The sequence below is a fragment of the Erysipelatoclostridium sp. An15 genome, assembly GCF_002160675.1.
GTDB classification, from domain to species: Bacteria; Bacillota_I; Bacilli_A; order Erysipelotrichales; family Coprobacillaceae; genus Thomasclavelia; species Thomasclavelia merdavium.
The window spans coordinates 65385-79380 of the sequence record NZ_NFLA01000003.1 but is presented as its reverse complement, the minus strand read 5'-3'; the positions used below and the strand labels follow the sequence as shown (position 1 = coordinate 79380).

Annotated in this window: 17 protein-coding genes; 1 reads left to right on the top strand and 16 read right to left on the bottom strand. The window is 31.8% G+C overall.

The window, feature by feature from the left end; translation table 11 throughout:
- Positions 1-326: 326 nt before the first annotated feature.
- The 16 genes from B5E92_RS02245 to B5E92_RS02175 form a co-directional block, all read right to left on the bottom strand.
- Complete coding sequence (locus B5E92_RS02245) at positions 327-1193, bottom strand: DMT family transporter (RefSeq protein WP_087298795.1); 867 nt, start codon at positions 1191-1193, stop codon at positions 327-329.
- 106 nt (positions 1194-1299) lie between these two features.
- Positions 1300-1725: a 3-hydroxyacyl-ACP dehydratase FabZ gene (gene fabZ / locus B5E92_RS02240; RefSeq protein ID WP_087298890.1), complete on the bottom strand. Its 426-nt coding sequence runs from the start codon at positions 1723-1725 to the stop codon at positions 1300-1302.
- A 4-nt stretch (positions 1726-1729) separates the two neighbouring features.
- Entirely contained in the window at positions 1730-2971 is a 1242-nt protein-coding gene (fabF, locus tag B5E92_RS02235; protein ID WP_087298794.1) for a beta-ketoacyl-ACP synthase II, read from the bottom strand.
- Positions 2972-2979: 8 nt separating this feature from the next.
- Complete coding sequence (fabG, locus tag B5E92_RS02230) at positions 2980-3732, bottom strand: 3-oxoacyl-[acyl-carrier-protein] reductase (protein ID WP_087298793.1); 753 nt, start codon at positions 3730-3732, stop codon at positions 2980-2982.
- A 1-nt stretch (position 3733) separates the two neighbouring features.
- Positions 3734-4666, bottom strand: a complete 933-nt coding sequence (gene fabD, locus B5E92_RS02225) for an ACP S-malonyltransferase (RefSeq protein WP_087298792.1) — start codon at positions 4664-4666, stop codon at positions 3734-3736.
- On the bottom strand, positions 4666-5730 hold the full coding sequence (locus tag B5E92_RS02220; protein ID WP_087298791.1) for a nitronate monooxygenase family protein: 1065 nt from the start codon (positions 5728-5730) through the stop codon (positions 4666-4668). Before B5E92_RS02220 ends, fabD begins: the two co-directional genes overlap by 1 nt.
- Before the next feature lie 2 nt (positions 5731-5732).
- On the bottom strand, positions 5733-6665 hold the full coding sequence (locus B5E92_RS02215) for a DUF561 domain-containing protein (protein WP_087298790.1): 933 nt from the start codon (positions 6663-6665) through the stop codon (positions 5733-5735).
- Between the two features lie 3 nt (positions 6666-6668).
- Positions 6669-7610: a beta-ketoacyl-ACP synthase III gene (locus B5E92_RS02210; RefSeq protein ID WP_087298789.1), complete on the bottom strand. Its 942-nt coding sequence runs from the start codon at positions 7608-7610 to the stop codon at positions 6669-6671.
- Positions 7611-7618: 8 nt separating this feature from the next.
- Entirely contained in the window at positions 7619-8080 is a 462-nt protein-coding gene (locus B5E92_RS02205; protein ID WP_087298788.1) for a MarR family winged helix-turn-helix transcriptional regulator, read from the bottom strand.
- Complete coding sequence (locus B5E92_RS02200) at positions 8073-9023, bottom strand: acetyl-CoA carboxylase carboxyltransferase subunit alpha (protein ID WP_087298787.1); 951 nt, start codon at positions 9021-9023, stop codon at positions 8073-8075. Before B5E92_RS02200 ends, B5E92_RS02205 begins: the two co-directional genes overlap by 8 nt.
- Positions 9023-9895, bottom strand: a complete 873-nt coding sequence (accD, locus tag B5E92_RS02195; RefSeq protein WP_087298786.1) for an acetyl-CoA carboxylase, carboxyltransferase subunit beta — start codon at positions 9893-9895, stop codon at positions 9023-9025. The genes B5E92_RS02200 and accD overlap by 1 nt, the downstream gene beginning before the upstream one ends.
- A gap of 3 nt (positions 9896-9898) precedes the next feature.
- On the bottom strand, positions 9899-11251 hold the full coding sequence (locus tag B5E92_RS02190; RefSeq protein ID WP_087298785.1) for an acetyl-CoA carboxylase biotin carboxylase subunit: 1353 nt from the start codon (positions 11249-11251) through the stop codon (positions 9899-9901).
- A 2-nt stretch (positions 11252-11253) separates the two neighbouring features.
- Positions 11254-11715 carry an acetyl-CoA carboxylase biotin carboxyl carrier protein gene (gene accB / locus B5E92_RS02185; RefSeq protein WP_087298784.1) on the bottom strand — a complete coding sequence of 154 codons (462 nt, stop codon included), beginning with the start codon at positions 11713-11715 and terminating at the stop codon, positions 11254-11256.
- Positions 11716-11791: 76 nt separating this feature from the next.
- Entirely contained in the window at positions 11792-12019 is a 228-nt protein-coding gene (gene acpP, locus B5E92_RS02180; protein ID WP_087298783.1) for an acyl carrier protein, read from the bottom strand.
- 194 nt (positions 12020-12213) lie between these two features.
- Positions 12214-12357, bottom strand: a complete 144-nt coding sequence (locus B5E92_RS15455) for a hypothetical protein (protein ID WP_158095179.1) — start codon at positions 12355-12357, stop codon at positions 12214-12216.
- Positions 12358-12538: 181 nt separating this feature from the next.
- Complete coding sequence (locus B5E92_RS02175) at positions 12539-13315, bottom strand: HD domain-containing protein (RefSeq protein ID WP_087298782.1); 777 nt, start codon at positions 13313-13315, stop codon at positions 12539-12541.
- 136 nt (positions 13316-13451) lie between these two features.
- On the opposite strand from B5E92_RS02175, the gene B5E92_RS02170 reads away from it, so the two are divergent.
- Positions 13452-13946 carry a GNAT family N-acetyltransferase gene (locus B5E92_RS02170; RefSeq protein ID WP_087298781.1) on the top strand — a complete coding sequence of 165 codons (495 nt, stop codon included), beginning with the start codon at positions 13452-13454 and terminating at the stop codon, positions 13944-13946.
- Positions 13947-13996: the final 50 nt, after the last annotated feature.

The following is a 13996-nucleotide window of genomic DNA, read 5'->3' as shown; positions in this document are numbered from 1 at the left end:
CGCTACATATCCGTATAAAAATATTATAAAGATTAATAATTTAAATCCAGGTCATTAATTCTATACCAGCAGATCAACTTTCTCATATTTTCTCTAAATTCTCATTTAAATCCTTATTAGCACCAACATAAATAAATATATCTCATCATCAACTTCTAACCCAATTTAAAAATAAATAACATTTTTTACAAACAAGTATATAACATAATTTAATAAACTTTTTAACATCAAAAATCAATCCTCTCCACGATACAAGACTATTTTTATAAAATCAATATTATCTATTAAAAAGACTTGATTTTTTGCACAATCAAGTCTCTTTACTATTATAATTCCACAGTTTTTCTACGTTGATATAAATAACTAAATAAAGCCGCTAAAATAATAATTACATATCCAATAATACTCATTAAATCTGGAATTTGATTTAGGAAAACAAATCCTAAAATCGCTGCAAAAACAATCTGGCTATAATCGAAAATTGAGATATCTTTTCCAGCGGCATTGTTGTAAGCAGCTGTAATTGCAAATTGTCCACCAGCAGCCATTAAACCAGCACAAATTAAAATTGCAGTTTGTGATAAAGTCATTGGCTGATAATTAAAAATTAAATATGGTACCACACTTAAACAAGAAAAACAGGAAAAGAAAAAGACAATTTTAGGACCAGAAACACCTTGCTTACCTAATTGACGAACACAAGTATAAGCGATTCCAGCTCCTAAAGCCCCTAATACCCCTATTAATGAATTAATATTATTTAAAATATTTAAAGATGGTTTAATTACAAATAAACTACCAATAAATGCAATTATTATTGATATTTTCTGAACAGTAGTAGCCTTCTCTTTTAAAAACAACGATGAACAGATAATTACAAAAAATGGTGATAATTTATTAAGCATTGATGCATCACTAACTAAAAGATGATCAACAGCATAAAAATTACATAAAATTCCTAGGGTTCCAAATATTGAACGTAATAATAACATTTTTAAATCTTTACGATGATATTTAAATCCTTCTTTATTTTTTACTAATATTCCAAAAGCAAAAAAAGCTGCAATTAAATTTCTAAAGAAACTTTTTTGGATTGAAGGAATATCACCTGCTAACTTTACAAAAACATTCATAGCAGCAAAGAAAAAAGCCGCTAAAATTATATATATCATTCCTTTTTTAGTGTTATTCATAAAAGCCTCCATTATATCCATATGAATTATAACGAATTAAGTCTTCCTGTCAAACATTTTGCTTCAATAAAAAAGTGGTATCGCCATAGCCATACCACAATATTTATTATTGTACTGCAAATGTTAATTCTGCCTTACAAACAACTTTTCCATCAACTTTAGCAACAGCTTCACCAATACCAATTGGTCCCTTTTGCTTTGTTAAATGACATTCCATTTCTAAAACATCACCAGGTGTAACTTGTCCTTTAAATTTACATTTATTAATTCCACCAAAGAAAGCAATTTTTCCTTTGTTTTCTTCTTTAGAAAGAATAGCAATACACCCTACTTGTGCTAATGCTTCTACAATTAAAACCCCTGGCATTACATGATGTTGTGGGAAATGACCACAAAAATGCATTTCATTAACACTTACACATTTAATTCCTTTTGCATATTCACCTGGTTTATAATCAGTGATTCGATCAACTAAGGCAAAAGGATAACGATGAGGATTTATTTCTTGAATTTGATTACTATTTAATTCCATCTCTCTATTCTCCATATTTCTTAAATACAATTGTTGCATTATGTCCACCAAAACCTAAAGAATTTGACATAGCAACATTAACTTCTTGTTCTCTACCAACATTTGGAACGATGTCTAAATCACATTCAGGATCAGGATTTTGATAATTGATTGTTGCTGGAATATAACCTTCTTCAACTGCTTTAACACAGATTACACCTTCGATTCCACCAGCAGCACCTAAACAATGTCCTGTATTTCCTTTTGTTGAAGAAACAGCTACGTTTTTAGCAGCTTCACCTAAAGCAGCTTTAATAGCTAAAGTTTCACCTTTATCATTTAATGGTGTACTTGTTCCATGAGCATTAATATAAGTTACATCTTCTGGTTTTAATCCAGCATCTTCTAAAGCGTTAACCATTGCTTTAGCACCACCAGAACCATCAGATAATGGAGCAGTAATATGATAAGCATCACAACTAGCACCATAACCAACCATTTCACAATAGATATGAGCACCTCGAGCTTTAGCATGTTCTAATTCTTCAAGAACTAATATTCCAGCACCTTCACCCATTACAAAACCGCTACGATCAGCATCAAATGGGATAGATGCTCTTGCTGGATCATTATTATCACAAAGTGCTTTCATTGATGTAAATCCACCAACTCCAAGTGGTGTAATACTTGCTTCAGCACCACCAGCAACCATAATATCCTGGTATCCATCGCGAATATTTCTAAATGCATCACCAATTGCATTAGTACCACCAGCACATGCTGTTACTGGACAAGTACACATTCCTTTAGCACCTAAATCAATGGCAATATTACCAGCAGCTAAATTAGTAATAGCCATTGGTACAAAGAAAGGGGAAACACGATCATATCCTTTTTGTAAAGCTTTACTATGATCTTTTTCAATTGTTCCAATTCCACCGATTCCACTAGAAACAGCTACTCCAAAACGATCAGCATTAATTTTATCAATTTCTAAACCAGAATCTTTAAAAGCTTCTCTAGCAGCGATAACCCCAAATTGGGTAAAACGATCCATTTTACGAGCAGCTTTTTTATCAAGATAATCAGCTACATTAAAATCTTTTACTTCTCCAGCAATTTTTACTTTTGTTAGGGAATTATCATAATTTGTAATTTCTCCAATTCCACAAACACCGTCTTTAATACTTTTCCAAGTTTCTTCTACATTATGACCAATTGCATTAATTGCTCCAATACCTGTAACAACAACTCTTCTTTTCATCATCTTTCTCCTTACATCGCCATTCCGCCATCAACGTGAATAGTTTGCCCTGTAATATATTTAGCATCATCACTAGCTAAAAAAACAACTGTATTAGCAATATCGCTAACTTCACCTAAAGTTCCTAATGGAATTTGTTTAATCATATTTTCTTTAATATCATCTGGTAATACATCTGTCATTGCAGTTTTGATAAATCCCGGAGCAACAGCATTTACTGTAATTCCACGACTACCTACTTCACGAGCTAATGACATTGTCATTCCAATAATACCTGATTTTGTTGCTGCATAGTTAACTTGTCCAGCATTTCCCATTACACCAACTACAGATGACATTGAAATGATTCTACCATAACGTTGTTTCATCATGATTTTAGTAACATGTTTCATGCAGTTCCATGTTCCTTTTAAGTTTACATCAACAACTGCATCAAAATCACTTTCTTTCATTCTCATTAATAAATTATCTTTAGTGATTCCGGCATTATTTACTAAAACATCAATTCTACCAAATTCTTTAACTACTTCTTTAACCATTGCCCCAGTTTCTTCAAAAGAAGCAACATTTGCTTGAGCTAACATTACTGTTGCCCCAGTAGCTTCAAGTTCATCTTTAGTTTTTTGGGCAATTTCTTTATTATCACCAATATCAATATAGTTTACTACAATTTTAGCACCTTCACGAGCACATGCAAAACAGATTTCTTTACCAATTCCTTGAGCTCCACCAGTTACTAAAACTACCTTATCTTTTAATTTCATGTTACTCTCCTTTTAATCCTGCTAATGTTTTTTCTAAAGACGCCTGGTCTTCAACCTGATAAGTTTTAATTTTACGATCAATTTTACGAACAAAACCGCTTAATACTTTACCTGGTCCAATTTCGATAATTGTATCAACACCGTTAGCTATCATATAACGAATACTATCTTCAAAATATACTGATGACATTACTTGTTTTTCTAACATCTTAGCAACTGTTGTATCTTCAGCTAATTCTTTAGCTGTACTATTAAAAATTACTGGTACTTTCATTTCATTGAAAGTTACTGTTTCAAATCTTTCTTTTAACTTAACACTTGCTGCTTCAAGTAATTTAGTATGGAAAGGACCACTTGTATTTAAAGGAATTGCTCTTCGAGCACCTTTTTCTAATGCTAATTCACTAGCTTTAGTTACTGCTTTAGCTTCACCACCAATTACTAATTGTCCAGGACAATTATAATTAGCAATAGATACAACTCCTAATTCACTAGCTTCATTAACAGCTTCATTTAATAAATCACGGTCTAAACCAATAATAGCAATCATTTTACTTTCAATACCAGCTGCTGCTTCTTCCATAGCTTGACCACGGAAACGAACTAAATTAATTGCTGTTTGATCATCTAATACTCCAGCTGCATTTAAAGCTGAGTATTCACCTAAACTAAGACCAGCAACATAATCAGGGTTAATACCATTTTCTTTTAATAATTTAGTTGCTACTACAGCAACAGCAACCATACATGGTTGTGTATTACTTGTTTTAGAAAGTTCTTCAATTGGTCCTTCAAAACATAATTTTTTTACATCAATATCTAAATCAATCTGATCAAAAACATCTTTAGCTACTTGATAGTTGTCATAGAAAGATTTTCCCATACCAACAACTTGACTTCCTTGACCAGCATATACAAATCCAATCTTACCCATTATTTAAACCCTTCCTTTAATTCATCCATTAATTCTTTCACTGTAACAATTTTATCATTACGATATCCATTGCTGCCACTAAAAACCAAACCTTCATCAAGATTTCCTTTAGCTGCGTTAATCAGTGCCGAACTAATACAATACGGTGTTGTTTTAACATCACATGGTACTAAACAATTATAACATCTTTTAACCGGAATACGCTCATCATTTTTTAAACGTTCAGTAAGTTTTGTCATAATTGCTCTTCCTGGCATACCTACTGGTGATTTAACGATCTCAATATCTTCTTTTTTAGCGTTGATAAATGCTTCTTTATATTTAATATCAGCATCACATTCTTCAGTACAAATAAAACGTGTTGCCATTTGCACTCCATCAGCACCTAAATCCATAAATTGTTTAATATCATCAGCGTCATAAACACCACCAGCTACGAAAATAGGTATTTCTTTTTGATATTTTTCAACAAAAGGTTGTAATGTTTCTTTTACTTCTTTAAAAATATCGGCTAATTTAGCTGTTGTTTTATTTAAAACATCTTCTTTATGAAAACCTAAATGTCCCCCAGCTTCGCTTCCTTCAATAACAACAAAATCTGGAGCAACATGATAGCGACGATCCCATGTTTTACAAATTAATCGCGCTGCTTTACCACTTGATACGATTGGTGCAATCTTAACTTTAGTTCCTTTAACAAATCCAGGTAAATTCATTGGCAATCCAGCACCAGAAATAATAGCATCTATTTTATTTTTAATTGCTACTTCAACCATTTGAGCATAATCAGTAATCGCCACCATGGCATTAATAGCTACCATTCCCTTACCTTTAGCGATTTCCTTAGCTTTTTGGATTTCTTTTGCCAGCTCTCTTTTATTAACTTCAGTTGGATTTTTTTCAAAATCTTCTGCTCGATAACCTGGATGTGCTGTGGAAATGACCCCCATTCCACCGTTCTTTGCTACGTGTCCTGCTAAGTTTCCTAGTGAAATACCGACTCCCATGCCCCCTTGGATTATTGGTACTTCTAACTTCATATCACCTATGCAAACACTTTTCATTTTTATATCTCACTTTCTAATCTATTTAATTCATTTTTACAATCATCAAATAAGTTTTTAATAATTGTAGCTACTGGTTGGATTTCATTTACCATTCCAGCCACTTGTCCGGCCATTAAAGAACCATTATCAACATCACCTTCAAGTACTGCTTTTCTTAAAGAACCTAAAGTATATTTTTCAAGTTCTTCCATACCAGCACCTTCTTTTTCACGTTTAATGTATTCTTTAGCCATTTTATTTTTAATAATTCTAACTGGTGTTCCACCAATTCGACCTGTAACTGTTGTACTAGTATCTTTAGCTTTAACAATAGCTTGTTTATAATTTTCATGAATTGGACATTCTTCACTAGCTAACAGACAAGTTCCTACTTGAACACCACATGCTCCTAAAGCATAAGCAGCTAATACTTGTTTACCAGAAGCAATTCCTCCAGCTGCAATAACAGGAATATTAACAGCTTCAACTACTTGTGGTACTAAAGCCATTGTTGTTAAATCTCCAATATGCCCACCAGCTTCAGTTCCTTCAACAATAACTGCATCAACGTTATATTTTTCTAAACGTTTAGCTAAAGCTACACTAGGTACTACTGGTAAAACTTTGATACCAGCTTCTTTCCAAGCTGCTACATATTTACCTGGATTACCAGCTCCTGTAGTTACTACCGGTACTTTTTCATCAATTACCAATTGTGCCATTTCATCTGCACAAGGATTCATTAACATAATATTAACCCCAAAAGGTTTATCAGTTAAACTACGGCAAATTTCAATATTCTTTTTCAATGTTGCTGTGTCCATGCCACCAGCACCAATTAACCCTAATGCTCCTGCATTAGATACACTTGCAGCAAATTCACCTGTAGCAATATTTGCCATTCCCCCTTGAATTAACGGGTATTTAATTCCTAATAATTCATTTAGCTTCATATTCTAACTCCATTCTATTAATGTTGCGCCCCACGTTAGACCGCCACCAAAACCTACACAAATAATTTTATCACCAGATTTTAACATTCCTTTGGCATTCATTTCTCCTAAAGCTAAAGGAATACTAGCCGCTGAAGTATTTCCATATTCCTGCAAATTCATATAGAACTTTTCAGGTTCAGCTTTCATTTTTTTATAAACATTTTTTATGATCCGATAATTAGCCTGATGACAAACAACATAAGCAATATCATCAAATTCTAATCCTGTTTTTTCTAAAATCGCATTAATACTTTCAGGAATTACTTTAACTGCAAACTTGAAGACTTCCTGTCCAGCCATCGTTAAATAATGATTATCCTCTTTATTATTTATCGCTGGCGCTTTTAATGCTCCTATATTTCCTGCCGAATTACAATAACTTGCAAATAAACCATCACCTTGACTGACAACAACAGCTCCAGCTCCATCACCAAATAACACACAAGTATTACGATCGGTAAAATCAATAATTTTTGATAATTCCTCACTTCCAACTACTAACGCATATTTATCCTTATTATTTTTTAGTAAAGCCTGAGCAACAGTTAAAGCATAAACAAAACCACTACATGCTGCGCTTAAATCAAAACACATTACTTCATGATCATTTAGCCCTAATCTTTCCTGCAATAAACAAGCTGTACTTGGTGTAAAATAATCAGGTGTCATTGTCGCACAGATGATTATCCCAATTTTATTTTTATCTATTTTTTCAATTGCCCGCAAAGCTGCTTGATAAGCCATCTCTGTGCAATCTTCACCTTTACTAATATGTCTTTTTTTAATCCCGGTTCTTGATACGATCCAATCATCCGATGTTTCAACCATCTTTTCTAAGTCGAAGTTATCAAGAATATTTTCTGGTGCATAATAACCGGTAGATAATACCTTTATTCCATCCATATAATCTCCTAATACTTTTCTTTGATATCCTCAAAGAAATAAACCAACTGTTGTAACGATTTTATTAATAATTCATTATCTAAAGCGTCACTATCTTCACAAACACGACTAACCATTTCTTCATGAAATTCACTATGTACCTTACAAACACGAGTACCTTTTGCTGTCAGCTCAACTCTAATTATACGACGATCATTTTGATCTTTATGACGTTTAACATAGCCTTTAGCCTCTAATTTTTTTATCGCTGTAGTAATAGTACCATTAGTAAGTGTTGCCTTTGAAGCTATAGTTGACATTGTAGGACTTGATAAAGAACTAATCGCGTCAATAATATGCAATTCTGAAACACTTAAATCCTCAACACCATGAGCAACCATATACTTACTTTCAATGTCAAGAATTTGATTGAACAAGCGTACAAAAAGATGATTAATTAATTCGCGATTTAAAATATCTCGATTAGTCATTCGTTGCTCTACCCATTTCTCTATATTTTTGATAACGCTTATTAATTAATGAATTTTTAGATAACTTCATTAATTCTGATAAAGTATCTCGAATATAAACTCTTAATCGTTTATAAACATACTCAGGCTTTTTAGTAATACCACCTTGTGGTTCCTGAATAATTTTATCTATGATTTTCATTTGATATAGATCTAAAGCTGTCAATTTCATTAGTTCGGTAGCTTCCTGTACTCGTTTTCCTTCTTTATCCTTCCATAAAATAGAAGAAAATCCTTCTGGTGAAAGTACTGAATAAACACTGTTTTCTAACATTACGATACGATCACCAATACTAATACCTAAAGCACCACCACTATTACCTTCACCAATTACAATAACAATAATCGGTACTTTAATTTGTGACATTTCCATCAAATTTCTAGCAATTGCTTCACCAATACCATTTTTTTCAGCTTCTAAGCCTGGATAAGCACCTGGAGTATCAACAAAAGTAATAATTGGACGATTAAATTTCTCAGCCTGTTTCATCAATCTTAATGCTTTACGATATCCTTCAGGTGATGACATCCCAAAATTACATTTAATGTTTTCTTCAACAGATCTTCCCTTCAAATGACCAATAACAGTACAAGGAATGTCATTAAAAAGTGCTAAGCCTCCAACAATAGAACCATCATCTTTATATAAACGATCACCGTGTAGTTCAATAAAATCATCAAATAAATTATCAATGTATTCATAAACATTAGGGCGATCAGGTTTACGTGCTAAATAAACACGATCATAAGCTGTAATATTTTTATATGCTTCAGATTCTAACTTTTTCTTAGTATTTTCAAGATCTTGAATTTGTAATGTATGATCAACTTCCTGATCCTCTCTTAGCTTTAATATTTCAAGTTCAATTTCTTTAATTTTAACTTCTTTTTCTTGTAATGACATTATTGAACCCCCCGACTATGCATTTTTAATATCCTTATAATTGTTTCCCGCATTTTAGGACGTTCAACAATTAAATCAATAAATCCCTGTTCCAACATAAACTCTGTTCTTTGGAACCCCTCAGGTAATTTTTGTTTGATTGTTGATTCAATTACACGTGGTCCAGCAAACCCAATTAATGCTTTAGGCTCACCAATGATAATATCTCCTAACATGGCAAATGAAGCCGTAACTCCACCTGTTGTTGGATGAGTAATATATGATATATATAACAAACCAGCTTCATGATGTTTAGCTAAAGCAGCACTTGTTTTAGCCATTTGCATCAATGAAATAATTCCCTCTTGCATTCTTGCACCACCAGAAGTAGTAAAAATAATCAATGGTGCTTTTCTTTTTGTAGCATGTTCGATTGCTCTAGTGATTTTTTCACCAACTGCTCCGGACATACTTCCCATTAAAAAACGCGAATCCATTACACAAACAACGACTTTTTTACCATCAATTTTTCCAGTTGCGCAAACTACAGCCTCATTTAATTTTGTAGTTTCTTTTAATTTATTTAATTTATCTTTATACCCTGGAAACATTAATGGGTCATTTGATTGAATATTACGATATAACTCTCTATATTTACCCCCATCATAAAGAAGTTTTAATCGCGTATATGCCTGCATCTTTAAATGTGCCCCACATTTTGGACATACATAATAATTTTCTTTTAAATCAGCAGTTAAAACCGTTTCCCCACAATCATCACATTTTGTATATAGACCATCAGGTACTTCGATTCTTTTATTATTTTGTATTTTATGCCGGAATGATTTAAATAAATTTAATTTTGCTTTCCGTTCCTTAAATAATTCTTCCATCTACTATCTCACCAGCTTATCTAAATTATTTTCAATGAAACTAGTATCGAAATTACCCTTTACATATTCACTTGAATGTAAAATTAAATATTGTAATTCTTGATTAGTATCAATTCCATCAATTACCAGTTCCGCTAAAACACGACGCATTCTGCGAATCGCTTCTAATCGATTTGATCCATGTACAATTACTTTAGCAATCATTGAATCATAATGTGAAGAAACTCGATATCCTTGATATAATGTTGTATCAATTCTAACTCCTGGTCCACCAGGTAGATGAACACTATTGACAACTCCTGGACATGGTCTAAATCCTTCTTTAGGATTTTCAGCATTGATACGACATTCAATAGCATGACCATTTAAATGAATATCACTTTGTTTATAAGTTAGTTTTTGATTAGCTGCTATTCTGATTTGTTCTCTTACCAAATCAACACCAGTAACCATTTCTGTAATTGGATGTTCTACTTGAATACGAGTATTCATTTCAATGAAATAATAATTTCCATTTTGATCTAATACATATTCAACGGTACCAGCATTACGATATCCTGCTCCTTTAGCAGCCTTAATGGCATCTTCACCCATTTTTTGTCTTAATAATGGTGTTAAAGCTTTGCTAGGTGCTTCTTCAATCATCTTTTGATTTCTTCTTTGGATTGAACAATCACGTTCACCTAAATGGATTACATTACCATAATTATCCGCTAAAATTTGGAATTCAATATGTTTAGGATTTAAAATTAATTTTTCTAAATACATATCATCATCACCAAAACAAGCTTTAGCTTCAGCCTTAGCAGTTAAATACGCATCTTCAAATTCTTCTTCACTAAAAGCTTTACGCATTCCGCGTCCACCACCACCAGCAGAAGCTTTGATCAATACCGGATAACCGATTTTATCAGCGCAAGCTTTAGCTTCTTCTAATGTATTAACACTACCATCACTTCCTGGTACAACTGGTACCCCAGCTTCAATCATTTTTTGACGAGCCATACTTTTATTTCCCATCATATCAATGACATCACCACTAGGACCAATAAATGTCATTCCACATTCTTCTACCAAACGAGCAAATGTTGAATTTTCTGATAAAAATCCAAAACCTGGATGAATGGCATCACACCCTAAAGCGGTAGCAGCACTTAAAATATTTTTCATATTTAAATAACTATCAGCTGCTTTTGCCGGACCAATACAAACGGCATAATCAGCTAATTGAACATGCAATGAAGTACTGTCAACATCTGAATATACAGCTACTGCCTCAATTCCTAATTCTTGACAAGTTCGAATAATACGAACTGCGATTTCGCCACGATTAGCAATTAAAATTCGTTTAAACATTGTTAATTCCCTTCAATGATCATTAATACTTGATCATATTCTACTAAATCTTCACTATTTGCCATAATCGCAGTGACTGTTCCATCGATCGGAGCTTTAATTTCATTCATTACTTTCATTGCTTCAACAATACATAATACTTGACCAGCTTTTACTTTGCTTCCAACTTCTACATATGGTTTAGCAGTTGGTGAACTAGCAGCATAGAAAACCCCAACGATTGGTGATTTAACCGGTGTTCCACTAACTTCTGGTTCCTTGTTTACTGGTGCTTCTGGCACTTGACTAACTGCAGGAGCAACAGGTGCTACTGGCATAGAAGCAACTGGAGCACTAACAACGTTTACAGGGGCAACAGGTGCTTTTTCTAATTCTAACTTTATATCTTCAATTTCCACTTTCATTTTAAAAACATCAGAGTTTTCAAACTCAGTAATCAATTGTTTAACTAAATCAATATTCATAATGTCCTCCTTTATTTTGAATATCAAAGTAATTTTTTAAAAAAATTATTACCCAGTCACTCTGGGTAATAAATTATTAAGAATTTGCTTCGATATAATCAACGATATCCTGAACAGTTTTCATTTCAGCTGCTTTTTCATCAGGAATTTCAACATCAAATTCTTCTTCTACTGCCATAATTAATTCAACAGCATCTAAAGAATCAGCTTCTAAATCTTCTTTTAAGTTAGCTTCTAAAGTAACTTTATCTTCATCACAACTTAAAGAATCTACAATTATTTCTTTTACTTTTTCAAATACCACGTTATATTTCCTCCTCGTGTTTATTACGCACCCATTATATCAAAATATAAATATTTGTAAATAGTTTGATGTTCAAAATTTTTATCAAAATATGAAAAAAGCTCTGAAACACTAGTAAAATCAATAATTTTTCATTAGATTTTCTTAAAAAATATTTATATAATCAAACAAATATTACCATTCTTAAAACATTTTTAACTAATTAAATAACTATTTTCTAGTAATTCTTTTAAATCATCAATTCCCTCTTCAATCAATTCTTCTAATTTAGTATCCTTGACCATTTCTTGTTTTTTTCGAGTATAAATAATCTTGTACCCACATCCATAAACAATCAATTACCAGCTTCATCTAAAAAAACACCTCCGTATAATAAATTATGTTTTATTTTTTTATATAATCCCCATTTTGATAAAAATGACAAAATTCAACAGTCTTGCCAGGCTTAAAGTTTTACAAAATTTATTCCCTTTTATAGCTATAATAAAGCAAAAAAAAGAATTGCTTAAAACAATTCTTTTAATCATTAGTATTTCTAAACAAAAAATCAATACAACAATTTTTCATTTGTTGCATCTGTAATCGAGTATCAGCATCTTTAATATCTAAACGATCCATTAAACGAATGATATAACGATGACTATTAACATATTCCAGACTATATTCAAATTCCAAACCAAATACTAAAGCTAAAAAAGAAACCCAACGATCTAAATCTGTTTTCCGATCAGTACTTAAAACCGTTTTACAAGACATAAAAGTCCTAAACACCTTAACAGTAACAACATCATGTTCTAACTTAAATTGACTAGTCCCTAAAAAAGCTTCAAACGTTTCTAATAATCCAGTTTTAAAAATATCAATTTTATCACCATCACGAATAATTCGACAATGAAGATCCGTTTTTGATTCTAATCCTGTTTCAATTTCATATTTATTATGATTATATATCGCAGTCTTGATAATTGGATAATACTTTTTATCTATTTCAAACTTTTCAATTAAATTATCATCAAATAAAATAATTACTCCAAGATTAGCATGATCGATGGTTTGACTGTCAATAAAACTTTGATATCGCTTCAATTGTTCAAAGCGACCAATATCATGCAACAAACCAATCAACCCAGCTAGTTGTATATTTTCATCATCTAAATTTAAACTAACAGCTATTTCCTGGCAACGTTCCATTACCCGATATGTATGACTAATTTTTAAAATCACTTTATCGTCATTTTGATCATAATTATTAACATATTCATTAAATACTAATTTTGCTTTTTTTAAATCAATCATCTTTATCACCAAAATCAATTATAAATTATTTATCTTATTTTGGCTATGTTGATCAAAAAAGATTTATTAAATATTTGATAAAATGCTTTTCTTTAAAGATTAAGATATGATATTATTAGCCAAGGAAGTGATGAAAATGAAATTAAGGAAAGCAAAACATAGTGATTTAGCTGCTATCATGGCTATTATTAATCAAGCAAAAGCTTATTTTAAAAGCCATGGTATTAACCAATGGCAAGATGGATATCCTAATGAAATTTCAATTGTAAATGATATCCAGCGCAATGAATCATACGTATTAGATAATGATGGTGATATTGTTGCTACGGTGATGATTTCAGCTAACGGTGAAAACAATTATAATTATATTGAAGGTAATTGGTTAACTGATGGTAAATATCTAGTAATTCATCGAATTGCTATTCGTGATGATCAAAAAGGTAATGGGCTTGCTAAAATAATTTTTGATCAAGCAATTGAATTATTTGATTTACCAAGTTTAAGAATTGATACCCATGAAGATAATAAATCAATGCAACGTTTTTTACAAAAATATGGATTTAGTTATTGTGGTATTATTTATTTAGAAAATAAAGAAACACGTCTAGCATTTGAAAAAATAATCAGCTAGACTTTTTTTCTACACATAAATCACCCATTTTAATTTATATTAACAATGAG

Coding starts and splice junctions, on each gene's coding strand:
- B5E92_RS02245 (WP_087298795.1), bottom strand. CDS start 1,193: ATGAATAACACTAAAAAAGGAATGATATATATAATTTTAGCGGCTTTT.
- fabZ (WP_087298890.1), bottom strand. CDS start 1,725: ATGGAATTAAATAGTAATCAAATTCAAGAAATAAATCCTCATCGTTAT.
- fabF (WP_087298794.1), bottom strand. CDS start 2,971: ATGATGAAAAGAAGAGTTGTTGTTACAGGTATTGGAGCAATTAATGCA.
- fabG (WP_087298793.1), bottom strand. CDS start 3,732: ATGAAATTAAAAGATAAGGTAGTTTTAGTAACTGGTGGAGCTCAAGGA.
- fabD (WP_087298792.1), bottom strand. CDS start 4,666: ATGGGTAAGATTGGATTTGTATATGCTGGTCAAGGAAGTCAAGTTGTT.
- B5E92_RS02220 (WP_087298791.1), bottom strand. CDS start 5,730: ATGAAAAGTGTTTGCATAGGTGATATGAAGTTAGAAGTACCAATAATC.
- B5E92_RS02215 (WP_087298790.1), bottom strand. CDS start 6,665: ATGAAGCTAAATGAATTATTAGGAATTAAATACCCGTTAATTCAAGGG.
- B5E92_RS02210 (WP_087298789.1), bottom strand. CDS start 7,610: ATGGATGGAATAAAGGTATTATCTACCGGTTATTATGCACCAGAAAAT.
- B5E92_RS02205 (WP_087298788.1), bottom strand. CDS start 8,080: ATGACTAATCGAGATATTTTAAATCGCGAATTAATTAATCATCTTTTT.
- B5E92_RS02200 (WP_087298787.1), bottom strand. CDS start 9,023: ATGTCATTACAAGAAAAAGAAGTTAAAATTAAAGAAATTGAACTTGAA.
- accD (WP_087298786.1), bottom strand. CDS start 9,895: ATGGAAGAATTATTTAAGGAACGGAAAGCAAAATTAAATTTATTTAAA.
- B5E92_RS02190 (WP_087298785.1), bottom strand. CDS start 11,251: ATGTTTAAACGAATTTTAATTGCTAATCGTGGCGAAATCGCAGTTCGT.
- accB (WP_087298784.1), bottom strand. CDS start 11,715: ATGAATATTGATTTAGTTAAACAATTGATTACTGAGTTTGAAAACTCT.
- B5E92_RS02175 (WP_087298782.1), bottom strand. CDS start 13,315: ATGATTGATTTAAAAAAAGCAAAATTAGTATTTAATGAATATGTTAAT.
- B5E92_RS02170 (WP_087298781.1), top strand. CDS start 13,452: ATGAAATTAAGGAAAGCAAAACATAGTGATTTAGCTGCTATCATGGCT.